Origin of the sequence: Sporosarcina sp. HYO08, assembly GCF_001563475.1 — a bacterium.
GTDB lineage: Bacteria > Bacillota > Bacilli > Bacillales_A > Planococcaceae > Sporosarcina.
In genome coordinates this window covers 1-24,646 of the sequence record NZ_LPUT01000006.1, presented here as the reverse complement: position 1 = coordinate 24,646, position 24,646 = coordinate 1, and the positions used below count along the sequence as shown (strand labels likewise).

Here is a 24,646-nt window from a genome sequence, read left to right as displayed (position 1 = left end):
GCGATTGTTACCTCAAAGTAACAACTTGCAAAAGTAGGGTGGGCTACATCCGAATTTACGCCTGTGGAGTGCTAAACCAACCGTAGTAGCGTGAGATTGGCGAGGCGGGGTACGAAGAAGCAGGAATGGTCTGGCATAGAAAAAGGACATTTTTCTATGTTTTTAGTAGCAGGATATGTATGAGGTATTCAAACGCGACAAACTATGCCTTGCACACAATAGTTCATTTAATGCTGCAACCTAGGGAGAGCTTGGTGGGAGTGCAAGAATTAGCTGAAATGCAACACCTTTCCCCAACGTACCTTTCTAAGATATTAACCAAACTTGCGAAAGCCGGTTTGATCGACTCAACACCAGGCGCGAAGGGAGGCTATAAAATCTCCAGAACAAAACAGGAAATATCCTTTTTGGATGTTATTAATGCAATTGAAGGAGATACAAGCTTATTCGACTGTTCCATTCATCATGAAGGCTGCTTGATTGAAAACACCATGAGGCAAGTAGAGGAAAATATGAAAGGTGAATTGGAATCAATGCTTTTGAACGATATTGCTAAAGAGACAAAATCCAAACAGAAAGAAAAAAATAGTTAAATTTTTTTTTGAGGGAGCCGATCAGATGATATTAGACTGTGCCGTGATTGGCGGAGGAACAGCTGGACTGAAGGCTGCTTTAGTACTTGGAAGATCAAGACGAAAAACTATTCTGTTCGATGACAACAAACCGAGAAATGCGGTGACTTCTGCGTCCCACGGGTTTATCACAAGGGATGGTATAAATCCGCAAGAATTAAAAAGAATTGCCCAGGAAGAATTATACAAATACCCTGATGTGAGGATTGAAAAGCAAAGGGTGCATCGTATAAATAAAGAAAACACCTTATTCAAGGTGGAGACAGAAAATGGGGAAGTATACAGCGCGAAAAAGATTATTCTCGCAACCGGTTTTAAGGAGGTCCTTCCGGATATCCCGCGAGTGAAAGAGTTCTATGGCAAGAGCCTTTTCAACTGTCCTTTCTGTGATGGGTGGGAATTAAGAGATCATCCACTAGCAGTGATTGCAGATGATCAAAAGGCGTTTCATATGGCGAAACTGGTGTCCAACTGGACGAACGATTTAATTATTTTTACCAATGGAAAAGAAGTACTTTCGTTGGAAGAACAAGAATTGCTCAAAAGCAAAGGCATCAGTATTAACGAAAAGAAGATTGCCGCTTTCATTGGGGAAGAGGGAATGCTGGAAAAAATCCAATTTGAAGATGAAACATCGGTACTCCGTGAGGGAGGATTTATATCTACGGAATGGCTACAGGCAGATTCTTTTAAAACTTCCCTAGGATATACATTAAACGAACAGGGCGGGATTGCAACTGACAGCTGGCAGCGCACGAAAACGGAAGGGGTGTTTGCTTGCGGAGATACGCGAATTGCTGGTCCCTCCCAATTAATTATTGCAGCGGCAGAAGGCAGTATGGCTGCCATATCTGTGGTCGCAGCACTGACAGAAGAGAAATTTAACCAGGATAAACAGCACGCTTAAAAAAAGGAGGATATATATGCATCACCCACATGGTAAATATAGCAAAGAAAAAGTATCGTACTTGGAAAGTCCCGAACGAAGAAAAGAATTTTCCCCGGAACAGTTGCTGAACATGATTCCTTTAAAAGAAACGGACAGCATCTTAGATTTTGGCGCTGGAACCGGTTATTTTTCCATCCCGGCGGCGAAGAGGACCACGGGCAAAGTATACGCTCTAGATATCGATGCTGCAATGCTGGAAATAATAAAAGAAAAATCCTTGCAGGAACAGCTTACGAATATTGTCCTGGTGCAAGAAAGTATGGAGGAACTTTCTTTACTTGATGGCACTATCGATATGATCATTGCTTCTCTGGTACTGCATGAAATTCAGCCGTTGGGACCACTGTTACAGCAAATGAGAAATGTATTGAAAAAAGAAGGCTATCTTATCTGTCTGGAACTCGAACCAAAAGGAAGTGCTGATAAAGGACCTAGAATTACCTTGGAAGGAATGGAGCGAGAAATGAAAGGATCAGGATTCCAAGTAACGGAGAAATATTTCCCATCGGAATCTCTATACATGCTTGTTGCGCAGAAAACGGATTAACCGATTATTTTTTGCCTGATTAGAGATATTAGATATCCCTAAAGTACCCAATTGATTCTTCACCATAACAGGCAGTTGACGAGCCATGTCAAATTGACAGCGGTCCGGAACTATACTTTCAAGGATGTCACACTAAAAGAAAACCTCTTCCAAAAGCTCTTCAAAAAAGAAAACGTGAAAGAATACGAAATTCGAGTCGTCAATGGGGAAGAGGACGTCGCGGAGGCATTCTGGACGTATTCCTTTGCGCTTGATCTGCGGCAATTGATGGACGAGAGCGGACTCGGAGTAGACTGGCCAAAGATGTTGCCCGTTCAAGATGACATGACCTATACAGATCCGATGGAAGAGGAAGACAAAGAATGGTTCGGATCGTTTCCAGATCCAGCATGGTGCCACACCAAACTGCAGGAGGCAGCAGATGTAGAAGAAAAGGCTGCGGTTCATAGCGAAGAAATGTTGAAGGCCTTTCGATGGCTGAAGGATCATTGGGGAAATGGATATCAGATTTATGCGAATACTGGCGATTTGTTTGATTATTATGGGGATGATGAGCTGGATTGACGGAGAAGTTTGCTAATCAAATGGAAAGTAATTTAAAAAATACGAAACAAGCACAGAAAATACGGTGCTTGTTTTTTGTTAGGGAAGAGTGAATGGCACCTAGTTCATCCTGTGATCTACAGCCTTTCGACAAAATATAGATAGCAGTCAAATGTTTTCCCCATTTGTGCAAAACGCTAATTAGTCGAAACTTTTCAACTAGCCATTCCGTATTACTAGTAGATAGTTAGGTTTTGAGGGAGCGGCATACAGACGTTCATTCCTGAAACGAGGGGGAATTACTTATGAGACAGCTATACATCAAGCAAAAGGTATTTAGCTTAAGTGGCAAGTTTTCAGTGAAAGACGAGCAAGAGAACGAAGTTTATTTTGTAGAAGGCAGCTTCCTGCGTATCCCGAAGACGTTTTCCATTATGGACGCCGCGAGGGATGAAGTTGCGTTGATTACGAAAAAGACGTTCAGTTTCTTGCCGACCTTTTTTGTAGAAGTGAATGGCCAGGAGACTGTGACGATTAAGAAGCAATTCACTTTTTTGAAGGCGCGTTACTCGATTGACGCGGCGGGGATCGAGGTTCGGGGAAATTGGTGGGATATGAATTTCGAAGTATATCAAAACGGGGAAGTCGTTGGAACTGTCAGCAAGAAGTGGTTCACATGGGGCGATAGCTACCAGTTAGAAATCGTAAATGATGAAATGGAACGGCTTCTTGTGGCGCTCGTCGTGGCAATTGACTGTGTGAAAGCCGACCAGGCAGCGGCTTCTTCCGCGGCTAATGTGTGAAGTCGGGTGGGGTAGATATTTACCAGTTCATAAGAACAATTCATGGCTTCAGGTTTCTTTATTAGCTATGAAGAAACTGCCCTAGTCTAAAAAAATTCATATCGCACAATATGAACTTATTTTAATTAAAGTGAACCTTGCTAGTGCGCATAAAAATATCCTGCACGCACTTAAATTACTCCCCTTGTTTTATCCACCTCCCGCACAGTCACTTAAACATTATTCGAAGAGATGTGAAGGGGAAAAGAAAGGCCAGCCGAAGAGAAGGCAATTAACGAAGGATCTACGGAACAAACTATATCCGTGTTCTAAAAAAGTAGGCGAACTAATCCGCCTTTTAAAAAAATCCTTGTGAAAAATTCTCTGTCACTATATAGTTTAGTTGACTTAACTAAGTTATATCATGATGGGGGATTTGAAATTGGAAAAAGAGATGGATACCAGCAAGAAAAGGCAAAAAAAATCATTGTTTTATAAACTTGGAATAGGCCTCTTAATACTTGCTGTTTTATGTTGGGTGATTGCTGCAATTGCGACAATGACACCATATTCCCTTACAGTAAAGGCAAGCATCATAACAGGAAGTATCATAGCAGGAGAAATCTTATTTTGGGCGGGCGCTTTACTCGTTGGTAAAGATGTCGTAACAAAATATAAAAGTTATTTACACCCCAAAAATTGGCGGAAAAAAGGGGAAGGGCAAAATTGAAAGGTGCCTATTCGACGTTGCATCCATTGGAATGACGTTCCCGACAATCGTCCCGCCGTGCATATTCTCCAGAGGGATTATGTGCTCAAGAGCAATATTGGATGTTTAAGTATGGCTGGCTCCTTTCAAAGATTGGTTTCATCCGATTCACTTTGCATTTTCCGTATCTCGACAATTCGTCTCCAAATTACTTGATTCTCGATTTGCGCAAATCCGACGATACCCGGTGTCGTGTTCACTTCAAATAAGATCGGTGTTCCTTTCTTGATTGATCCCGAAGTCAATGCCATATTCCCTACATGGCAAAACGGAATCGATTACTTTCGCTATAGAAAAAGGCTGTCCAAATTGGGTGTAGCTTTGTATATCTTCTTGAATAATATAGAGACCGCTTTTTCTATTAAACTTTATAAATGGATGAAGGAGCTGGTGAATTTCATCAACTCTTGATACGGATTTTTGTACGGGTGTTCCTTGAATTGTAAATCCATTTACGTAGTAGTTTCCGCCGTGATTTTTACGAATCTTTAAAATTGCTCTGCCTTGGCCCGTCGTTGTTGCGAATCTCTTTTCCTATTCTATGTGTACGGAATACTTGTATCTGGATTTTTAGGAAAGGTTCTATGAAAAGATGAACCGTCAGCAAAAAGTGGTTTACCTGGGGCGATGGTTATGAGCTACAAATCGAAATAATGAACTGGAACCGCTTCTCGTGGCGATTGATTGCGTGAAAGCCAACTAGGCCGCTGCTAATATTTGACTATCAAGTGGCCAGGCACTCATTGTTTGAGTACCTGGCCACTTTTTGCACAACACAATATGCAGTATTTTTAATTAGAATAAACCTCGCCAGTGCATATAAAAACATCTTACACGCAACCTAACTATTCCTCAACTTTCATTCATCCCCGCACAATCATTCAAGTGGAACTTTGGGGTGATGGACAATGAAAAATCATTCGTTTAAGATGGGAATTTACGACAAAGGAAAACGCCAATTCATGACAAATTGGCGTTTTATTCCTGGTATTTAACTAGTTACGAAACGATTGTTTCATATTCCTTTGCCACCAATCCGACTAACTACTTTGCTGAACTACTTTCAGGATTGCCCGCTTCGGCTTCGTTTGCATTTCAAAGCAAATGGTCATTCCTATATTTCATTACTGACAGCCACGGCCTTTTTCTTCTTTTCATATTCTCCTTCTTCAACACCAAGTTCAAGAAGGATGGCATTCAATTTATTGTAGAGGTCATTCGCACCCCGAACTGAATTTTTGCCTCTATCATTGATCGAAGTCAATTGTCCATTAAATTCAAATGCAATGCCGTCTTTATGGCGGAAGATTTTTACACCGTCCAAGTAAGCCGTCTTTTCGTTATGATACGTTGCTTTGAAGCGTCCATGTTCGATTGTCTTTTTATCCATTATGAAAAACTCCTTTTCGTTTTCAATTTCCAAATTGAAGATTTCTACGCTTGGGCGGGAATCCGCTTCGGCTTCTTCGATCGTTCGTTCCTTTCGCACCAATACACGAAATCGAGATATTTTTCGATCGTTAGTCCATTCACTTCCGCTAAATAGTCAAGCAGGTTGTCCAGTTTGTCGGGGTCAACTTTTGCTTCAATTTCGGGTTCGAATACCCAATCGACGAAGTTCCTGTCACGCTTTGAAAGATTTAACGTTGCGTCCATTGGAGTGACGTTTCCGATGGTCGTCCCGCCGCACATATTTTCCAAAGGGATTATGTGCTCGAGAACAACGTCGGAGGAATCCGTCAAGGCACATTTGCCATCGAAGCGATCAAGAATCGCCTTCCATTGCTGCGGCGTTAGATCGTTCTGTAATGCCAATTTGCGGGCACGGCGGCGCTGATTTTTGGCTTTAAGATATTCGGGATTCGCACGGTTAAACGCAAGTTGTTTGTTGCGAATACATTGCTTGCATCGTGTTTTTTGATAGGTATGGAACTCGTCCTGTCGGGTTTCCCAGCATAACGTACACCTTTTCATAGGATTCGTTCCTCCTATACTTCCAAATTGTACCACGCTTATGATGCAAAAAGGTTGAACAATTATTCTTGTAGCAGCCGGTCGTGGCAGAACGATCTATTGAATCGAAAAGTCGAACCGAGCGGCCAAGCGTTCGTGATTGGTGAATATTTATCGGTAATATGGAGTAAATAGGCTGCCATTACCTACATAGCTTGATTGCCGAATATAGCCTGTGTAAGATGAACTTATAATAGTATAAAATAAATGGAAATTCGGGCGGTGAAATGAGTGCTTTTAAAAATTGGGGATGTTTTTGGGATTGAAACTTCAAATGGAATTGCATATTTTCAATACGTTCATAAGAACGAGGATATAGGTTCGCTGATCCGAATTTTACCAAATTTATATAAGGGCAATAAAAAAGATAGGTTACATAAATTAGTAGAACAGAAAGAACTATATCTTATTCATTTTCCTTTAGATGCTGCATTCAGACGGAAAGTAGTTAGTAAAATGGGTAATTATCCAATCCCTAAGAATTTTGTATTAACGAAAAAGTTTAGGGATGACCACATAATAAAAGGTGAATTTATTTGCTGGCATATTGTTGATTATGAAAATTGGCAAAGAGAAAAAGTTGAAAAGTTAAACGATTGTCAAAAGCAACTATCGCCTTGGGGAACGTGGAACGATACCCTTCTCAAAGAAAGATTAGCCGAGGGATGGACTTTAAATAATTGGGGTTAAGCTATCCAACTAATGGGTTGGAGAATGTTTTCGTAAAGATACATTTGTTAAGGAACTGGAGCGAAAGGCAATTGACTGGTATACCAATCGGTAACGGATAGTTTTCTACATAGGCACCATTCAATAGGGGAAGGGGGGAACAAGTTGGTTAAAGACGATATTATGATTAGAACGGCAAAACGAGAAGATGCTTCAAGAATTTTGCGAATACAAGAAGAGGTCGTAGCAGAAGGGGATTTTTTAACGACCGTTTCAGAGGAATTTAATAAGACTGTAGAGCAGCAAGGAGATTGGATCGAAAAGATTTTGCAGAATGATAAAGAAACTCTATTGGTTGCGGAAATCCAAAACGAGATCGTAGGTTGGATAGTGTTTTTATCTCCAGGCAGAAGTAGGCTTTCCCACACGGGTTCCCTTGGAATGATGGTCAGGAAGGATTTTAGAAATAGGGGAATTGGAAAGTTATTACTACAAAGAATTTTGGAGTGGGCAGAACTAAATCCTTGTATTGAAAAAGTTTCTTTAGGTGTATTCTCAACAAATAAAAGAGCAATCGCCTTGTATAAGGGGATGGGTTTTATCGAGGAAGGAAGAAAGATTAAAGAATTTAAGATAAATGACAATGAATATATAGATGATATTCTAATGTATAAATTTGTCTAAATGCTTTTGTAATAAAGGGCGCTATGATGGAATAGATCCTCACACTTTTTATGCAATTGTAGTGTGTTGTCCGAATAGTTTCCTACACCATTCAATTATTATGAGGTTAAGTGTTATAGTAAAGCTGTTGATATATAGGGAGAGATCCACATGATACATGGAAAAGAAAAAAGAATAGGTAAAAGGCTAATTCTATTGGATTTAATTTTCTATGCCATAGTTCCCTATTTCGTATGGAAATACGGTAGGGATCTCTTTGGGGATTATGTGGCAATGCTAATTTCAACGATACCGTGATTGGTCTACACCTGTTATCGCTTTTTTGCGGAAATCCACTTTCCACTGCGCAAGAATAAGGGACGCATATTGCCGCAACGTAGTGAGCGGGTGTTGGTGCAGAGGTAGGTTTTGGGAAGGAAGGACAGCCAGTTTTAGCAAATAGAAGGATATAGAACTAGAACAGCGTAATTATCCCATGACCTTACTAGAGTTAGGAACATACGTATGGTACAATGAAAAAGTAATAGAATAGGTGACTCAAGGGTGGTCGGCCATTTCCCGTAAGAAGGGAGGTGGTCGCATGTCAGTATCTGAAGCGATAATGCTTATGTTAACATTTGGAGCATTAGGGAAGGCAGTCTAAGAACGCGACGTCCTGTCGCAACGACTGCATGACCCGCATCCTGCGGGCCTCAATACTGTCGTTCCACAATAAAAAATAATCCATCCTTGAGTGGGTAGCTCATACTGGATGGATTATTTTTATCACCCGAGCCGATCCCCCTGAAGGGAACCTGCTATTACAGACCGTCTAATGTTAGCGCATTGGGCGGTCCTTTTTAGTTTATTCATTATTAACAAGTATAATTCCTATTATTTATATTATAATGCAGATTTTTATTCATTACAATAAAAGTATGTTAAAACTTCGACCTTTCGACCAAAAGTCGATTAGAATAAGCGATTCCCCGCTTTTGGGACATACTAATTTGTTAAAACACTTCACTAATTTGTCGAAACTTTTGACTAGAGAGTCCGTATTATTAGTATAGATATTCCGGGGTGAAGGGGGCAGCACAGGGATATTCATTTCTGATACAAGAGGGCATATTGATGAATTTCGGAAATGAACACTTGAGGATTGTACAAGAAAGATTTAAAAGCGTTAAAAATCTTGGAGATCAAACAATAAGTCAATTATCAGAGGAGGACATACACTGGAAATTAAACGAGTCCTCAAATAGCATTGCAATTATTGCAAAACATTTAAGTGGAAATATGATCTCTAATTGGATTAAAGGAAAACAAAATTGTCCTAGTAATCATTGAGCAAATTGGGTATCTTAAAGGAAATTAATAATTACATGAACCTCCTGCCACTTAAAAAGTACCGTTTTTGTAGTGGCGGGAGGTTCATTCTAAACCAAAAATCCAAGTGGAATATGGTAAATAAATGAAGTAAGCCATGCATTCGATTTGCGCTTACATCATTTTAGCTCATTGCCGCTTCTTCGTTTTCTTATTATTATGTCTCTCTGCCGGTGTCAACGGTTTATTTGCAAGTTCATGATCAAACTCCCTTGATAAATTCTTTCTAACCGCTTGCTCATCATTAACGTTCCCACTTAAATTGTTTGGGTTGTTGCTCACTATATACACCTCCATGATTTTAGTTTGCCACGTGGTGTCCTAAGTATGCATTTTTATTGAACCTTACTTTCTTAACTTATGGAGTTAAGTGTTATAGTAAAGCTATTCATACATAGGGGGAGATCTACATGATTCTTGGCTTGCATCACGCGCAGATTACTATTCCGAAAGGTGCGGAAGAGGAAGGCAGAAAGTTTTATTGTGGTGTATTAGGCTTAGATGAAATAGAAAAGCCAAATTCACTCAAAGGACGTGGAGGATTCTGGTTAAAAGTCGGGAATAGGGAAGTTCACGTAGGCACAGAAGATGGGTTTGACAGATTTACAACAAAAGCGCATTTGGCTTATCTGGTAAAAGATATTTCATACTGGAGAAACACCTTAACGGAAAACGGTATTCAAGTTATTGAAGGGGTGCCGATCCCGGGTTTTGATCGATTTGAATTTAGGGATCCTTTTGGGAACAGAGTGGAAATGATTCAAGCATTATAAAATGAAGTTTCAACAGTCGGCTGCGATTGCCGAACGGTAGTTAAAGGTTTCGTTGCAACGCAATTAATACTGGAGGGACACTATGAAAATAGTATGGTTGATTTTTTCATTAATACCCGCATCATTCTTATTCCACTATTATGAGTATGGCCAACACATTAAACGCGAAGAGGCATCTTTTCTTTTTGCTGGTTCTGTTTTGTTCGTTGTGGTAGTTGGTTTTTTAGCTGGACGTGTAAAATTACGTTATGTTTTCTTCGTGAATATCCTAACAGCGTTATTGTCAGTTGTTCTAGCTTCTTATTTTATAGCAGATGACGGTGGTTGGTTTAAACCGGTGGGAAGGGACGGGGCAGTTTTATTTGTATCATTTATTTTTTTGATCGGGCAGCTACTGGTAAGGATAATTTCGTTGAATTTTTACGAGAAAACTGATACTGGAGGTTGATCATATGAAGTTGGAGATTTCGGAGCGAAATAAACTTAGAAAACCATCAACAGATAAAGCTATATTAGGGGTTTGTGGAGGAATCGCTCATTCTTTGGGTATGTCCTCATTTGGGGTAAGATTAATTTTCCTTATTTTACCTGTAAATCTACTCATTTATATCATTCTTGCAAACATTATGGCAGATAGCCCGCCATCATTAAGGGACTAATGGTTTATGTCTGTCATAAAAATTATGATATAAGGGGTGGAAATCATGTTTTACTTTAAACTAAATGATGATGCTGAACTGCGTTTACTAGAACCAAGGCATGCTGAAAATCTATTTTTGTTAACGGATCAATCAAGGAATTATCTGAGGGAATGGTTGCCGTGGGTTGATTTTACAAAAGAGGTTAGTGATTCAAAGGCATTTATTGAAAGTACATTAAAACAATTTGGTAATCACAATGGCTTTCAAGCTGGTATTTGGTATAGGGGAGAATTAGCAGGAGTCATCGGTTTACACGGTATAAACTGGGCGAATCACTCTACGTCAATCGGCTATTGGTTAGGTGAAGAATTTCAAGGTAAAGGTTTAATGACCGATGCTTGTCAAGCTGCTATCGATTATTGTTTTAATGAGCTGGCATTAAAGAGAATTGAAATCCGGGCTGCAACAGGAAATCATAAAAGCCAAGCGATTCCGGAAAGGCTAGGTTTTCAAAAAGAAGGTTGTATCAGAAGTTCTGAATTTTTATATGATCGATATGTTGACCATTATGTATTTGGACTACTAAAAGAAGATTTTAACCAACAGACTTAACAACTAAGGACATCACCTTGATTTGACAACGATCAACGTCAAATCAAGGTGATGTTCTAGAAAAAACATTCAAAACCTATGTTGACATTATGTACTTTTTTAAACTATAACAAACCTCGCTAGTACATATAAAAACCTGTCACACGCAACTCAATAACCCTCACACATTTATTCATCCCCCGCACAATCACTTACATAAAATTTTGTTCGTATTAGTGAACGAACACTCGTTTCAATTTATGGTATAATGAAATACAAAATCATCCTAAGTAAAAAATAAGGTGGAATTAACATGACAAATAGCAGCGATCACAAAGAGTTGTCACCTGAACAACGCGAAGAATTATTCACAACATTGAAAACCCGTTTCGAGAAAAACATGAACCGACATGAAGGGCTGGAATGGGCCAACGTCCAAGCAAAAATCGAAGCAAATGCCGAAAAACTATGGTCGCTTCATGAAATGGAAAGAACCGGCGGCGAACCGGACATTGTGGCATACGATCAAACGAACGATGAATATATTTTTTGTGATTGTTCACCGGAAAGTCCTAAAGGGCGAAGAAGTGTTTGTTACGACCGTGAAGCGCTGGAGTCAAGAAAGAAGCATAAACCTGAAACGAGCGCAATGGACCTGGCGACGGCTATGGGCATTGAAATTTTGACGGAAGAACAATACCGAGAGCTGCAGCAGCTTGGAAGCTTCGATTTGAAGTCGTCAAGTTGGGTGCAAACACCAACTGATATTCGAGAAGCCGGCGGTGCTGTTTTCTGCGATCGTCGTTATGGACATGTCTTCCTGTACCACAATGGAGCAGATTCATACTACGCTGCTAGAGGTTTCCGCGGATCGCTAACGGTCTAACTGTAGGAGTGAATTACATTTTTAACTAAAAAAAGCCCAATTTCTCGATGTGAATACCGAGAAAATCGGGCTTTTTATTATTTCCTTTGAATTTTTTAGGAATCCATCAGTGAATCGTTTAGTGCGAAACTAGCTTAATCTTCTTTCACTTCACGTTGATTTAACGGCAGAATAGGTCGATGGTTATCAGGGAATATTTTGCGGAATGTATCGATTTGTTCTTTAGACATTTCAATAGGAGTTTCCAATACAACCCATTTAACAGCCTCTGAACATGGGGGAGTCGTTAAAGAACCATTATATCGGAATGTATCGATATCTTTTGGCAATAAGCTCATGATATCGATCGGCTCTGTCAATTGAACATCTTCTGTTGTTACTTCTGTAGGAATGCCGCTCCAAGCCTCTTCCAGATAAGGATTCGACGCTCCTTCTTTGATCATTAAGCCGAGAACTGCTAGCTGACCATTCACATCCTTGTGAACAAAATGTAATTCCATATCAAAATTCTGCCCATTAATTTGGTGTTCACTTGGTGTATGGAAATGGAATTGTGCTAATTTATATTCCTTATTGTCAATAACGATAGAATTGTCCGGATTTGCAGGGGTGCCTTGAATCGTATGTCCGTTGTTACTTAAGGTAACACTAGTAGGTTTATAGTTAATAGCCAAATCTGCTATTTCCTCACCTTCTATCACTTGGGCAGTTTCGATGTTAATTGGGGACTGCTCTTTCCCGTTTGTACATGCTGCAAATTCAGGATTTAAATCAGCCCAATGTTCAGGTCCAGTTTTCCCTTCGTAAGTCCAATGGGCTGTGTGTACTTCATTTGACTTTTTATCTTCTTTTGCACTAACTTTAGCCACATCAGACGGAGTAGAAGAGCAAGCTGCTAAGGACAAAACGAGAAACGACATGAACAATGAATAAACTGTTTTTTTTGCTGTCATAATTGTAACCTCTCTTATTTTAATTTTTAATGAATGTCATAAATGCTTCGGTTATTGACTATGAATCGTTACGCTCTCTTAGTAAATTTCGTTTTCAAATTCCCCCTCAACGTGTGTCTGCTAGTACTATACCTACGGATGACTAGAAACCCCTGAGAGAAACATTAAAAATTAATGAAAAAAAAGGAGAATAACCGCTTTGCTAGAAAGGTAAAGGAACAATGGAAAAGGAGAGGTTTACATGTTTCCTGTAGTAGAAACAGAGCGATTGGTATTAAGAGAAATTACAAAAGAGGATGCGGAAGGTATATTCGATTGCTTTTCTAATAAGCCATAAACAGTTTGAATATCAGTTTAATGTTCTTCCTGCAATGGGCTATCGCTGTATTGGTATAGACTGGAGGGGGTTTGGCAATTCGGATAAACCAATGAGTGGTTATACTTTTAATAGACTTGCAGATGATATCCGCACAGTAGTGGGCACCCTTCAATTAAACAATGTTCAACTAAACGGAGCACGATCGTACAACAATGGCGTATACTTTAATGGTGTCGGAATATTCAATTTAACTAGTAGGCTCGATATATGGTTGAACTAAAAGATGTCTTCGTTCAATAAGCCAAGGGGCTGCGATGATCATCATGATCTTGAATAAGGGGGAGTACAATATGGAAGTCATCTATTTTGCAGGTGGCTGTTTGTGGGGCGTACAGGCTTTTATCAAAACTTTACCTGGCGTTGTGTTTACAGAGGCGGGAAGAGCGAATGGAAAAAGTCATACGCTTGAGGGTGAGTATGATGGGTACGCGGAATGTGTAAAAACAGGATTTGATCCGACGGTTGTCACCATCGGGGAATTAATGGGCTATTTTTTTGAAATCATTGACCCATACAGTCTGAATAAACAAGGTCAGGATGTTGGCGTGAAATACAGAACAGGCGTCTATAGTGAAAAGCTGGAACACTTAAAAGAAGCGAAGGCATTTCTTAGTGAGAGAGTCGATGTTGACCGGATAGTTGTTGAAGTATTACCGCTTACAAACTATGTAAGAAGTGCAGAAGAACATCAAGATCGGTTAGCTAGATGTCCAGATGATTATTGCCACATTCCGGAAGAACTATTAAGTAGGTATAAGTAAGGAAGAATAGTATCAGATGGCTTAGGGGGATGGATAGTATTTTTAAAGATCGTTGGAATCCTACACCAGAAGAAATAAAAAAGTGGGCATACAGCACGGAAGATATTCCAGATCAAGATTGGGAATTAGCCATTAATTCTTTTGGAAATATCCCAATGATTTGTACATTCATTGAAGACGAAAACTGTATACATACTTCGTTTTTTCTATGTGCCTTATACGTGTTTACAGGAGATCTTGTTAGAAGTGGATCAAGTGATGAAATAAGAAGGCTTTCTATGCTTTTAGAAGAGCTAACAGGTAACTATCAATCAGATACACTTAACGATTGGATTCAGCGCTCAAAATATCTAATTCGGAATCCCGAAAGCTATGATTATGCCTATTGGGGGCTTGGTTCCAAGTATGTTAATTGATTCCTCAACAATCAGGCCGGATTGTTGAGGAATCAATTAAAAAAGCCAAAATTGGGTAGGAGAATTTTTGGAATACATAAATGCACCATCCAAGTGAGGCTGGATGGTGCATTTTATTTTTATAGTTCCTTTTTATGTGCAGTTGCCTGTTCACTAGGCAAATCCAAGGGGGGAGGGAGATGTCTTGACATAACAAACATCGTCGCAATCATTCTAGTTTGCCAAATGACCAGCGAAATCAATGCGTGAACGATATCTATCAACTTTTTGCCTAAGCGTATAGACTTTGTCAAACAATGGATAAAAAGGCTATGATAGACAGAAGACGTTCGATTAAATGCAACAGGGCATGTATTTATGATCTTCCACAATGGGGCGCAGTTACGGAGTATGGATGGAAAGGAGGATGAAACACAGTGGGTTATCACAATAATAAGTTTTTTAAGACGTTCATTTGTTTTCTACTCATCTGGACCTTATATAGCTATCATCCTCAATCAACGCTTTCTGCAAACGAACATACAGTTTTAGAAAATAAATTAGAGAAGTACCTGATAGAACATGGGGAGAATATTGCTGGATTAGCAACGATTGTGATAGACCAAGATGAAATAGTTTACAAAATGAAGGGTTATTCAAATAGAGAAAAACAAATTCTAGTGACTGAAAATACTGTTTTTGAATGGGGATCCGTTTCTAAAATTCTTATTTGGATCAGTGTTTTACAATTAGTAGAGGCAGGAAAGCTTGATGTAGAAACAGATATCAAAAATTACTTGCCAAATGATTTTCGCTTTAAAACAAAATTTGAGGATCCTATTACGATGCAGCACTTAATGCGTCATACAGCGGGATTTGATGATAGCTATACAGATCTAATGATTCATCGTCCAACGAAAAAGAAGTTATTAAGAGAAGCACTTGAAGAAGCAGATATTAAACAACTATTTCCTCCTGGTGATGTTGTTGCTTATTCAAATTATGGAAGTGGCCTCGCTGCCTACATTGTTGAAGAAGTTAGCGGTCTAGACTATCAGGAATACGTCCGGAACAATATTTTCGAACCACTTCAAATGACGAAAACAGCAATAGATCCTGAACAAGATGATAACAAATGGGTGAAAAATCAGAGGGGAAAGGTGCAAGGGTATTCGAATACACTGCAATTAATTGAACCCAATTATTACACGATTCCCATGTATCCGGTCGGTAGTGTGATGGGAACTGCGTCAGATCTACAAAAGTTATTACAAGCTTTATTAACTGAAGAGGGAACGCTTTTATTTAAAGATAAAAAAACAATTAAATTCATGTTTGAACCAACATTATATTACCCGAAAACGAAGATCCCAAGAGTCGCAAACGGTTTATTTTATTTACCATCGAAAAGCCAGCATGTTTATGGCCATGGTGGGAATTCAAAGGCTTTTAGCTCCTCTTTTTATGTGGACCGAAAAGAACAGGTCGGTGTTGTCGTGTTAACAAACGTGAAAGATGAAAATATTTTCACATCAGGCATACCAGAAATCATTTTCGGTGCCTATACACATGTTAAAAATGAAGCCGTTTTGGAAAACTCCTCTGAGTGGCAAGGGATTTATGAACCGGCTCGGTTGCCAAGTTATGGATTTAGTAAGATATATGGATTATTTTTAAGAGGGACAACGAAACAAAGTGGGTCACATGACTTAATCATAAACGATTCACTTTATTCACAGCTAGAACCAGGTATTTATCAAACAGAAGTGGGTCCGAGTTTGTACAGTCTAGATGTTTACTCCACTCATCCGCAACTAAAGAAAATATTATCGAATACCTATTCAGATTTAATTTACATTCCTTATTATAAACACCTCATGGAATGGGGGGGAATTATTCTAGGACTATTCGCTTTACTGTTTTCTTTCATCAGCGTTATTGTCGCCACAGTCAGAAGGTTATGGCATAACAAACGCCAACACGCACTCATTTTCAGTCAACATATCTTAAATTTACTTCTGTTTACTAACGTTCTATGGATCAGTTATAAGACAGTTTCGATGGTTAGTTATGCCTTTCTAAAGCCTTTTTTAACGTTAAATCTTATCTATGTCATAATCACCCTTGTGAATAGTGGGTTTTTAATGATGATGTTGAAAAATCAAAGTTTAAGCAAACGTGAAAAATGGGTTTGGTTTCTGACAATTGTTTTTGCAGTTGTTTTATGTGTGAACGTTTTGTATTGGGAGTTTTATTATTAATTCTTTCATGTCAGTGCTAAGAAAAAAATTTGAGATATCAAGTATAAACAACTACAACAGAATACTAATTTTAAACTTATATAGACATCCCTAACATCATCGCAATCATTCTAGTTTGCGCCAAATGATCCGGTGGGATCCATGTGATATAGATCCATTGTTTGCCTAAGCGTATAGACTTTGTCAAACAATGGATGAAAAGGCTATGATAGATAGAGGATGTTTGATCATTTGATAAATAATAGGGGGCATTTATTCTTTGCAAAAATTTATTTTTGGAAACCATGAAGAAAACACACTTCGTCAGTTTGATAACTGTTTGAAAACTGGAAATGTCATTGGCGGCGTACTTTGTGCGGATGGCCATTATGGCTATAGTCAGCCGGTTGGGGGAGTCGTTGTGTACGATGGACAAATTTCTCCTTCCGGGGTCGGTTATGATATCGCTTGTGGCAATAAAGCCGTCCGAACGAACATTCAATATGACGACATAAAAAATATTCTTCCGAGCATAATGGATGAAATTGCGGGGAAGATTTCTTTTGGGATTGGCCGGAAGAATAAAACCCGTGTCGATCATGAGTTGTTTGATGACCCGGACTGGAATGTGTACAGAGAGATTGGCCAGCAAGAACATGACCGTTTGAAAAAGCTTGCGATCGATCAGTTAGGGACTGTTGGCGCGGGTAACCATTTTGTCGATCTGTTTGTTGAGGAAAAGACGGGGGATTTGTGGATTGCCAATCACTTTGGCAGCCGAGGATTCGGGCACCAGACAGCGAGCGGTTTTTTGAACTTAGCCAATAATCGCGAGTTTTCGGACAGAGCACCAGGGGAAAGTATGGAGCAGGCGCCGACATTGATGGACCTGGATAGTGAGCTTGGTGATATGTATTACCGGGCGATGACGCTGGCCGGTAAATATGCTTACGCCGGAAGGGATTATGTAATGGATGAAGTACTTAAAATTTTGCGTGCTGAAGCCCTTTTTACAGTGCATAATCACCATAATTACGCCTGGAAAGAAACGCATAACGGGAAGGAAACGATCGTTGTTCGGAAAGGAGCAACACCTTCTGCACCGGGACAGTTAGGGTTTATCGGCGGCAGTATGGGGGACATCTCGGTCATCGTGCGAGGAAAAGATAATGCGGAAAATGAACAGGCATTTTACAGCACAGTGCACGGCGCGGGTCGGATTATGAGCCGTACGCAGGCAGCCGGCAGAATGAACTGGAAAAAACGCACGCGCTCTGGCGGTAAAATTTCCAGGCAAATGATGGATGATGCCGTAAAGGAATTCGGCGTGATCTTGCGCGGTGGGGGAACGGATGAAAGTCCATTCGTTTACCGGAAGCTCCAAACTGTGCTGGATGCGCATAAAGAAACAATCGATGTTTTACACGTCCTGAAACCGGTCGGCGTTTGCATGGCTGGGGCCAATGAGTTTGATCCGTATAAAGATTGAGTAATAGCTTTCATTCAGGAAATCAGTAACAAAAAACCGTCCCCTTTCTGCATATCGCTTGCAAGATGGGGGACGGTTTTCGTATTAGGCTGTGCGTTGATCCAAATTCTTTAGAACGTTGAAGCCGAAACAAAATATACCGATCAACGTACATAAACCTCCAAGTGTCGCAATTGGGAAAAACACATCATTCACACCTAAAATGGCAAGTGCAATTGCGATCATCATGACTGGCAAACCGATATTATGAAGCCAAAAATGCGCTTTCGCTAAACCCGTTCTCTCCAAATTTGGATAGTGATGATAAAAAAGCCCAACCAATGCTAACGACATCCAGCCAAGTAAATTGATGTGTACATGCACAGTGCTTAAATCAAAGACATGTGTGAGTGACATATATAATCCAAAAGAAATCCCGATCATGAAATAGACAACGGAGATCTTCAACATTGTTTTCGCCATCATTTTCCCCTCCTTTCTGTTAGTGTTTTAAACTCTATTTATCTTATGAAATATTGTTCCGAAGTATTGCAAACCCATCTCTTTTTGTTCAATAAAAATGCAAGCCATACACTTGATTCAAAGTCCCAATCAAAAAAATCAGGTGTTAGTTTCTAATTTAAGAAACTGACACCTGATTTTTTTACGTAAATTAAAATGGTCCCCAGCCAATTAGTACGGCAATCACTAGCATGACGATAGCGATGCCGCACCAGATTAAAAAGAGTGGCAACATCCATTTAGCCCACTTGATCCAAGGGACTCCGGCAATGGCAAGGCTTGCCATTAACACGCCCGATGTCGGGAAAATACTGTTTGTAAAACCATCTCCAAATTGGAATGCTTGTACAGCAACTTGACGCGTGATGCCAATCATATCGGCTAGCGGTGTTAAAATCGGCATCGCAATCATCGCTTGGCCGCTTCCTGATGGGACTAGGAAATTAAGCGCTGCATTCGCCAAAAACATGCCAAGCGCAGCTAATACAGGCGGCAAATTCTCTAATGGCGTCGCAAGCGCGTTTACAGTAGTATCTAGGATATGTGCATCTTCCATTATAATAAGAATTGCCCTTGCTACACCGATAATCATCGCACCGTACACTAATTTCTGGCATCCTTCCAAAAACACAATCGTCAATTTGTTATAATTCATGCCGGCGATGATGCCTGAAACGAGACCGATAATAATAAAGAATGCAGCCATATGATCAATGCTCCATTTAAATTGAATGGTTGCAAAAACAAAGAATAGTAGAGCTAAGCCCACAAAACTTAAAATCAGTTTGTGACGGACTGTAAATGGGGCTAATAACTCTTCATTAGAATCGTTGTTAGTGTCCAATATACCAATCAGGCTTTTTGAAGGATCTGCCAATATTTTCTTCGCATATCTCCATGTGTAATAGATCGTTGCCCCAACAATTACGACAAATGCTATTAAACGAAATGCCATTCCTGAAAATAAGGGAAGACCGGCGATCGATTGAGCAATTCCAACTGTGTATGGGTTTAAGAATCCGACATTGAATCCTGCAAATGTAGCCCCGAAAGTAATGGCAACTGCAACAATTGCATCAAGCCGAAGTGCTCTTGCGATAATGAGGCCAATGGCTACAAATGGAATGACTGAATTGGCAACTGCACCAACAGCTCCGCCTAATGCAAACAAAGTAGAAATAACAGCGATGAGCCAAAATTCCTTGCCTTTCGTTTGATTGACCGCTTTTAAGATGCCGCCCTTAATGGCCCCCGTACGGTCAATGACTTCAAATGCCCCTCCCGCAAACAGCACAAGAAAGATGAGACTGCCGGATTGAACCATTCCAGACTGCAACGCAAGAAAAATATCCATGAAACCAGCAGGATTGCTTTCTGCTTTGCTATAAGTATTCGGGATCACTCTTTCTACACCGTCTACAACTTCGCGCTGAAAAGATCCTGCTGGTGTAATATAAGTCGCAATGACAGCTAGTAATAACACGAGAAAAAGAATTACGTAGGTGTCAGGCATTTCCCATTTTCTTTTTTTCTTTGTCTCTACGGACGTTTTTGTTGTTGTCATAATTATCCTCCGTTTATAGCATTTGTAAAAGGCTTAATCTAGCAGTTTAAAGGCCGCATGAACGAACATGCTGACACCATTTGATAAAGCGCTTTCATCGATATTAAAGCGCGGATGATGATGGGGGAAATCGGTGCCAAGTTCTCTATTTCCTGAACCCGTGAAAAAGAATGCGCCAGGTGCCTCCTTTAAAAAGGCTGAGAAATCCTCAGCACCCATATTGGGCTTCGCCTGGGCTACTGCATGTTCTCCCCAGAGTTCACGAACAGTTTCTTCAATGACACGCGCTACTTTCTCATCATTTACGACAGGATCGACACCGTCCCAATATGTAAATTGATAGGAAGCCCCGTGTGCTTCGGTGATTCCTTTGACAATCCGTTCCATCCATTCACGAATGTTCGCGCGAAGCTCCGTGTTGAAATGGCGAACGGTACCGGCAATTTCAACGGAATTCGGGATAATATTCATCGCAGTTCCTCCTAAAAATTTAGTAATTGAAAGAACTACACTATCCAATGGATCCACATTGCGAGAAACAATATGCTGTAAGTTGCTGACGACTTGTGCGCCAATGGCAATCGCATCGACAGTTTGATGAGGAAGGCCGGCATGTCCTCCGAGACCGGTAACAGTGATCGAAAATGTATCAGGCGAGGCCATTAAGGGACCTGACGAAACGCCGATTTTACCTGTTTCTAAAGGAGACCAGAGATGGGTTCCAATCACGAGATCGACACCATCCATTACACCCGCGCGGACCATTTCTTGTGCGCCGCCCGGAGCCAGCTCTTCTCCGTGCTGGAACAAGAAGCGGATTTCGCCTTTTATTTGATGTTGTAAAGATGAAAGAACTTTAGCTGTACCAAGCAACATTGCTGCATGTCCATCATGGCCGCAAGCATGCATGACACCCGGGTTTTCAGAAGAATAGGAAAGCGAATTCTCTTCTTGGATTGGCAAGGCGTCAATGTCAGCACGAATCGCTAGCACTTTTCCTGGATGCGGGCCAATGAGACGCGCCATTACACTTGTTTTTGTCGGACGTGAAAGGATTAAATTCCCAAATGACTCCAGCGTTTCAAAAATGAATTGTGAAGTTTTTTCCTCTTGAAAAGACAACTCTGGGTATTTATGAAAATACCTTCTCCAAGCAATCACTTCATCCTTAACCTTTTCAATCAAATGACTATAATCAGCTTGTATCACTTTGATTTCGCTCAATTTCAAACCTCCTATATATTCGGACTATTAACGGTCGTAGCCATTATTATATAGGAGGCGCACATTGTGGTCTAGTATTATTTTTCGGAAAACTGCAAAAAAAGACAAGATTTCAAATAGATCTTGTCATAAGTTAATCTGATAGACTTTTCTTGGTCTGCCTCTTGGATGGAGCGTTTCTTCTGCAACGACTTGCGCTAATCCTTTTTCCTCTAACTCTGTTAAAATTCTACGGGCGCTGCGCGGCACAATTTGCATATAGTGGGCAAGGTCATGAGCGCTCATTTCACTTTTGCCGATTTTCTTCATAATAGACTCCAGTTTACTCAAAGTGACAACGCTGAGTGATGTCTGCTGACTCAATAATTGTAATTTTTCCGAATTCATCTTATAAATGAGCTGTTCAGGCTTACCTAATGGACCTGTAATCTTTTTGTTATCAAAAACAGCCATCCATGATCCTTTGTCGTGACTTTTTGCGTGCAACAAAGCGATGCCGGCATTGACTTCTGCCTCATAGGCAGTCTGCCCGATACCGATTCCACATGTAACTGCGTCATCCTCGGTCAAGTGAAGAATGGTCGGAGCCGGAATGACTGTAAAATTTTGAGTGATTTCTTGCAGCAATCCACGCGTCGTGAAGATCATATAGCGTCCCGGCCCGGCCGATTTTAGAGAACCATTTATTTTCTTCGTATATTCTAATAACTTTTCAGTTAGTTTAATTTCGATTTTATAGATTTCATCCGTTGAAAACGTATCCTTTGTTAAGCTGGCGAAAGAATCGAATTCGATCATTTGTACCGCAATTTGCGAATCCTTAAAATGGAGCGTTTTTTGTGTCTGGCGAATAAGTGCTAATGATGAAATAATAGCGGATTGCGTGGGAAGGACCCGAAATGCGGGCACGCCAAGCTTCATCAGTTCATGCTGGGCATTTTTCAGACAAGTAACAGCGGCTTTTGTCTTTCCCTCTGTCCATAATTCATAATGATAGCGAACCACTTCATCCGTAGGAATCTCTTCTTCATAGTGCTTTAAATATACGGGTTGAACATCGATCTCCGATTCTAGAAAAATCCGTTCTAGCTCAGAAGGATGAAACGTGTCAAAGCTTAGTTGGTTGAACGCGATCTTTTGTTGATGTGCAATGTGCAATAACGTCTTATACAGGCTAGATCCAGAAGAGGGAACGTAAAACATTGGCTGGGAGAGGTTGGCCCTTTTTTTGGCGTAACTATACGGAATTTGTCCGGAAAAAAGCCACATATCCACATTCATCTTATTGGCATGCAGTTTTTCTAGTATTTCTTCGTCGCGCCAGTAGGAAATAGAAATACAACTGAATTCAGGGAATTGATCAATCACAGATTCCATAATTTCAAGAGAATCCTCAGCCCCAAATAAGCCCAATCGAATTTTTCTCAACAATCTGACCACCTTTCAATTACATAAAACATCGTATCAGAATAAGTAGTCTCTTGCTAGATCCAAAAGTGATACTTAAAGGCTAAACAAAACAGTACCCGATCCCCAAATGGCGTAAATCATTTTGGGATCGGGTACTGTTCTTTATTTTACAGCATGCTCAATTCTCGGTCCTTAATATCACTAATAAACATATGACCCGGCGCGTGGGTGATCATGATGGCCGGCTTACTTTCTATCGCGACCGCTTGGGGAGTTACGCGGCAAGCTCAAAATACGGGGATTTCACCTTCTTTAATCGTTACCGCATCGCAGAAATCAGGTTTTGAAAGATCTTGGATTCCAATTTGACACGGATCGCCGATATGGAGAGGGGGCCCGTGGATGCCCGGTAAGTTTGTTGTAATTTGGACAGCCCGAATGGCATTTTCCGGCGTCATTGGACGCATGCTGACGACGGTCGGACCTTCAAATAGTCCCGTTTTATCACATGGGATGTTTGCTTTATCTCCTCTGTAAGAAACCTCTTTCTTAGCGAGAAATGGCTGTTACGGAAATGTTGTTCTTTGTTAATGTCTCGTAAATATATTTTGCAAATTCAACTGCGTGCTCGCCATCCCCGTGAATACAAACGGTATCTGCCTGCAAGGAAACTTCTGTCTGCTGTCTGGAAGTGACTTTTCTTTCTGTCACCATCTTGATCACTTGTGAAACGGCTTGTTCTTGGTCTGTGATGAGTGCATCCGCTTGGGAACGCGATGTCAAGGATCCATCCGATTGATACGTGCGATCGGCAAATACTTCGTGCGCTGTCCGCAACCCTATCTTTTCCCCAGCTTTTGTCAATTCACTACCGGAGAGGCCGAATAGAACTAGAGAAGGGGACACATCATAAACGGCCTGAGCGATTGCTTCTGCCAACTCCCGATCTTGAGAGGCCATTTGGTATAAAGCCCCGTGCGGTTTCACATGTTGCATCTCTTCATTATGGATTGTTAAAAATGCTTGCAGCGCACCGATTTGGTAGACGACCATATCGTATCCTTCTTGCGGCGTGATCGCCATATTTCTTCGACCGAATCCATTAAGATCAGGTAAGCCGGGGTGAGCGCCAATTTTCACACCATATTCGATTGCAAGTTTGACGGTTTCCCGCATCACAGTTGGATCACCCGCATGAAATCCGCACGCAACGTTTGCCGAAGTGACATACTGTAAGATTTCTCGTTGTTCACCAAGTTGATAGCGACCGAAACTTTCTCCCAAATCACAATTCAAATCTACTTGAACCATAATAATCCCTCCAATTGTCATTGGAAACACAAGTAAGCATTTTCACTTGAGTGAGTTCCGAAATTCGGAACTTTGGTTTTGAAATGACAGTTTATTCTAGCATGGATTAAAGGATTTGAAAACTACGGGAATTCTAATATGTACCAACATTGCAAGTAAAGAGATTTCATACTTGTTTTTCGTTTTCTCCTCTTTATAATAAATATATAATCCAATTACTAGAATTTAATTCCCGAATATTGGAACTTAGGAGTTATTAACTGTTCCTGAAAATATTGAATAATGTAGAAAAGTATGCAAAAATAGACATATGAAAAAGATCTATAAACCTAATGAATTTGCAAAAATGTTAAATGTGACTGTTAAAACATTGCAGAATTGGGATAACGCCGGAAAATTAATCGCTTACCGAAACCCAAGTGGAAGAAGGTTTTATACAAACGAACAATATGAGGCATACATGGGAATCAATCAAAGAAATCAAGTAGGTAAGACGGTGATTTACGGACGTGTTTCAAACAACGGTCAGAAAGATGATCTCCAAAACCAACTTGCTTTTTTAAGAGAGTTCG

The 24,646-nt window shown here is 40.3% G+C and carries 29 protein-coding genes and 3 pseudogenes; 21 read left to right on the top strand and 11 right to left on the bottom strand.

Going from position 1 to position 24,646, the window contains the following annotated elements:
- The first annotated feature begins 179 nt into the window (after positions 1-179).
- From AU377_RS04150 to AU377_RS04125, 6 genes are all read left to right on the top strand, one after another.
- Positions 180-593: an Rrf2 family transcriptional regulator gene (locus AU377_RS04150; RefSeq protein ID WP_067404639.1), complete on the top strand. Its 414-nt coding sequence runs from the start codon at positions 180-182 to the stop codon at positions 591-593.
- 25 nt (positions 594-618) lie between these two features.
- Positions 619-1,539 (top strand): NAD(P)/FAD-dependent oxidoreductase, encoded by a 921-nt coding sequence (locus AU377_RS04145; RefSeq protein ID WP_067404637.1) that lies wholly within the window; start codon positions 619-621, stop codon positions 1,537-1,539.
- Between the two features lie 16 nt (positions 1,540-1,555).
- Positions 1,556-2,128, top strand: coding sequence for a class I SAM-dependent methyltransferase (locus tag AU377_RS04140; RefSeq protein ID WP_067404635.1), 573 nt, complete (start codon positions 1,556-1,558; stop codon positions 2,126-2,128).
- A gap of 75 nt (positions 2,129-2,203) precedes the next feature.
- Positions 2,204-2,692: a hypothetical protein gene (locus tag AU377_RS04135; protein ID WP_156450374.1), complete on the top strand. Its 489-nt coding sequence runs from the start codon at positions 2,204-2,206 to the stop codon at positions 2,690-2,692.
- Positions 2,693-2,976: 284 nt separating this feature from the next.
- Positions 2,977-3,474, top strand: a complete 498-nt coding sequence (locus AU377_RS04130) for an LURP-one-related/scramblase family protein (protein ID WP_067404629.1) — start codon at positions 2,977-2,979, stop codon at positions 3,472-3,474.
- A 421-nt stretch (positions 3,475-3,895) separates the two neighbouring features.
- Complete coding sequence (locus AU377_RS04125; RefSeq protein ID WP_172794018.1) at positions 3,896-4,183, top strand: transporter suffix domain-containing protein; 288 nt, start codon at positions 3,896-3,898, stop codon at positions 4,181-4,183.
- A 125-nt stretch (positions 4,184-4,308) separates the two neighbouring features.
- On the opposite strand, the gene AU377_RS15450 is transcribed toward AU377_RS04125, so the two are convergent.
- The 3 genes from AU377_RS15450 to AU377_RS04115 form a co-directional block, all read right to left on the bottom strand.
- Positions 4,309-4,467 carry a hypothetical protein gene (locus AU377_RS15450; RefSeq protein WP_156450373.1) on the bottom strand — a complete coding sequence of 53 codons (159 nt, stop codon included), beginning with the start codon at positions 4,465-4,467 and terminating at the stop codon, positions 4,309-4,311.
- Between the two features lie 869 nt (positions 4,468-5,336).
- Positions 5,337-5,612, bottom strand: coding sequence for a hypothetical protein (locus AU377_RS04120; RefSeq protein WP_067404627.1), 276 nt, complete (start codon positions 5,610-5,612; stop codon positions 5,337-5,339).
- A 44-nt stretch (positions 5,613-5,656) separates the two neighbouring features.
- Entirely contained in the window at positions 5,657-6,196 is a 540-nt protein-coding gene (locus tag AU377_RS04115; protein ID WP_067404624.1) for a hypothetical protein, read from the bottom strand.
- A gap of 270 nt (positions 6,197-6,466) precedes the next feature.
- On the opposite strand from AU377_RS04115, the gene AU377_RS04110 reads away from it, so the two are divergent.
- From AU377_RS04110 to AU377_RS04100, 3 genes are all read left to right on the top strand, one after another.
- Positions 6,467-6,925: a hypothetical protein gene (locus AU377_RS04110; RefSeq protein ID WP_067404621.1), complete on the top strand. Its 459-nt coding sequence runs from the start codon at positions 6,467-6,469 to the stop codon at positions 6,923-6,925.
- A gap of 162 nt (positions 6,926-7,087) precedes the next feature.
- Positions 7,088-7,588, top strand: coding sequence for a GNAT family N-acetyltransferase (locus AU377_RS04105; RefSeq protein WP_067404647.1), 501 nt, complete (start codon positions 7,088-7,090; stop codon positions 7,586-7,588).
- Between the two features lie 1,113 nt (positions 7,589-8,701).
- Positions 8,702-8,917 (top strand): DUF1572 family protein, encoded by a 216-nt coding sequence (locus tag AU377_RS04100; protein ID WP_067404618.1) that lies wholly within the window; start codon positions 8,702-8,704, stop codon positions 8,915-8,917.
- Between the two features lie 168 nt (positions 8,918-9,085).
- On the opposite strand, the gene sspO is transcribed toward AU377_RS04100, so the two are convergent.
- On the bottom strand, positions 9,086-9,238 hold the full coding sequence (sspO, locus tag AU377_RS04095; protein ID WP_253724376.1) for a small acid-soluble spore protein O: 153 nt from the start codon (positions 9,236-9,238) through the stop codon (positions 9,086-9,088).
- A 128-nt stretch (positions 9,239-9,366) separates the two neighbouring features.
- On the opposite strand from sspO, the gene AU377_RS04090 reads away from it, so the two are divergent.
- From AU377_RS04090 to AU377_RS04070, 5 genes are all read left to right on the top strand, one after another.
- Entirely contained in the window at positions 9,367-9,729 is a 363-nt protein-coding gene (locus AU377_RS04090; RefSeq protein WP_067404612.1) for a VOC family protein, read from the top strand.
- An 82-nt stretch (positions 9,730-9,811) separates the two neighbouring features.
- Positions 9,812-10,177, top strand: coding sequence for a hypothetical protein (locus AU377_RS04085; protein ID WP_067404607.1), 366 nt, complete (start codon positions 9,812-9,814; stop codon positions 10,175-10,177).
- A 4-nt stretch (positions 10,178-10,181) separates the two neighbouring features.
- The gene (locus AU377_RS04080) at positions 10,182-10,388 is read left to right on the top strand and encodes a PspC domain-containing protein (RefSeq protein ID WP_067404605.1); all 207 of its coding nucleotides are present in this window, start codon (positions 10,182-10,184) and stop codon (positions 10,386-10,388) included.
- A 45-nt stretch (positions 10,389-10,433) separates the two neighbouring features.
- Positions 10,434-10,982, top strand: coding sequence for a GNAT family N-acetyltransferase (locus AU377_RS04075; RefSeq protein ID WP_067404602.1), 549 nt, complete (start codon positions 10,434-10,436; stop codon positions 10,980-10,982).
- Between the two features lie 292 nt (positions 10,983-11,274).
- Entirely contained in the window at positions 11,275-11,847 is a 573-nt protein-coding gene (locus tag AU377_RS04070) for a DUF4256 domain-containing protein (RefSeq protein ID WP_067404600.1), read from the top strand.
- 134 nt (positions 11,848-11,981) lie between these two features.
- Here AU377_RS04070 and AU377_RS04065 read toward each other — a convergent pair whose 3' ends face one another.
- Positions 11,982-12,800, bottom strand: a complete 819-nt coding sequence (locus tag AU377_RS04065; protein WP_067404597.1) for a carbonic anhydrase — start codon at positions 12,798-12,800, stop codon at positions 11,982-11,984.
- A gap of 241 nt (positions 12,801-13,041) precedes the next feature.
- On the opposite strand from AU377_RS04065, the pseudogene AU377_RS15230 reads away from it, so the two are divergent.
- From AU377_RS15230 to AU377_RS04040, 6 genes and pseudogenes are all read left to right on the top strand, one after another.
- Positions 13,042-13,128 (top strand): annotated as a pseudogene (locus tag AU377_RS15230) (GNAT family N-acetyltransferase); the annotation flags it as partial.
- Positions 13,127-13,309 (top strand): annotated as a pseudogene (locus AU377_RS04060) (alpha/beta fold hydrolase); the annotation flags it as partial. The pseudogenes AU377_RS15230 and AU377_RS04060, both read left to right, overlap by 2 nt.
- A gap of 160 nt (positions 13,310-13,469) precedes the next feature.
- Positions 13,470-13,940 carry a peptide-methionine (S)-S-oxide reductase gene (locus AU377_RS04055; RefSeq protein ID WP_067404591.1) on the top strand — a complete coding sequence of 157 codons (471 nt, stop codon included), beginning with the start codon at positions 13,470-13,472 and terminating at the stop codon, positions 13,938-13,940.
- Positions 13,941-13,969: 29 nt separating this feature from the next.
- On the top strand, positions 13,970-14,356 hold the full coding sequence (locus tag AU377_RS04050) for a hypothetical protein (protein WP_067404588.1): 387 nt from the start codon (positions 13,970-13,972) through the stop codon (positions 14,354-14,356).
- A gap of 416 nt (positions 14,357-14,772) precedes the next feature.
- Positions 14,773-16,596: a serine hydrolase gene (locus tag AU377_RS04045; RefSeq protein ID WP_082731917.1), complete on the top strand. Its 1,824-nt coding sequence runs from the start codon at positions 14,773-14,775 to the stop codon at positions 16,594-16,596.
- A gap of 259 nt (positions 16,597-16,855) precedes the next feature.
- Entirely contained in the window at positions 16,856-18,064 is a 1,209-nt protein-coding gene (locus tag AU377_RS04040; RefSeq protein ID WP_082731916.1) for an RtcB family protein, read from the top strand.
- 84 nt (positions 18,065-18,148) lie between these two features.
- Here AU377_RS04040 and AU377_RS04035 read toward each other — a convergent pair whose 3' ends face one another.
- From AU377_RS04035 to pxpA, 6 genes and pseudogenes are all read right to left on the bottom strand, one after another.
- Positions 18,149-18,526: a cytochrome-c oxidase gene (locus AU377_RS04035; RefSeq protein ID WP_067404582.1), complete on the bottom strand. Its 378-nt coding sequence runs from the start codon at positions 18,524-18,526 to the stop codon at positions 18,149-18,151.
- A 190-nt stretch (positions 18,527-18,716) separates the two neighbouring features.
- Positions 18,717-20,129: a YfcC family protein gene (locus tag AU377_RS04030; RefSeq protein ID WP_067404580.1), complete on the bottom strand. Its 1,413-nt coding sequence runs from the start codon at positions 20,127-20,129 to the stop codon at positions 18,717-18,719.
- A 33-nt stretch (positions 20,130-20,162) separates the two neighbouring features.
- Positions 20,163-21,353 (bottom strand): amidohydrolase, encoded by a 1,191-nt coding sequence (locus AU377_RS04025; RefSeq protein WP_305809679.1) that lies wholly within the window; start codon positions 21,351-21,353, stop codon positions 20,163-20,165.
- A gap of 126 nt (positions 21,354-21,479) precedes the next feature.
- Positions 21,480-22,781 (bottom strand): ArsR family transcriptional regulator, encoded by a 1,302-nt coding sequence (locus tag AU377_RS04020; RefSeq protein ID WP_253724375.1) that lies wholly within the window; start codon positions 22,779-22,781, stop codon positions 21,480-21,482.
- A gap of 149 nt (positions 22,782-22,930) precedes the next feature.
- Positions 22,931-23,287, bottom strand: a pseudogene (locus AU377_RS15225) (DUF1445 domain-containing protein); the annotation flags it as partial.
- Positions 23,288-23,312: 25 nt separating this feature from the next.
- Entirely contained in the window at positions 23,313-24,074 is a 762-nt protein-coding gene (gene pxpA / locus AU377_RS04015) for a 5-oxoprolinase subunit PxpA (RefSeq protein WP_067404577.1), read from the bottom strand.
- Positions 24,075-24,384: 310 nt separating this feature from the next.
- On the opposite strand from pxpA, the gene AU377_RS04010 reads away from it, so the two are divergent.
- The coding region (locus tag AU377_RS04010) for a recombinase family protein (protein WP_156450372.1) at positions 24,385-24,646 on the top strand (262 nt) is incomplete at its 3' end.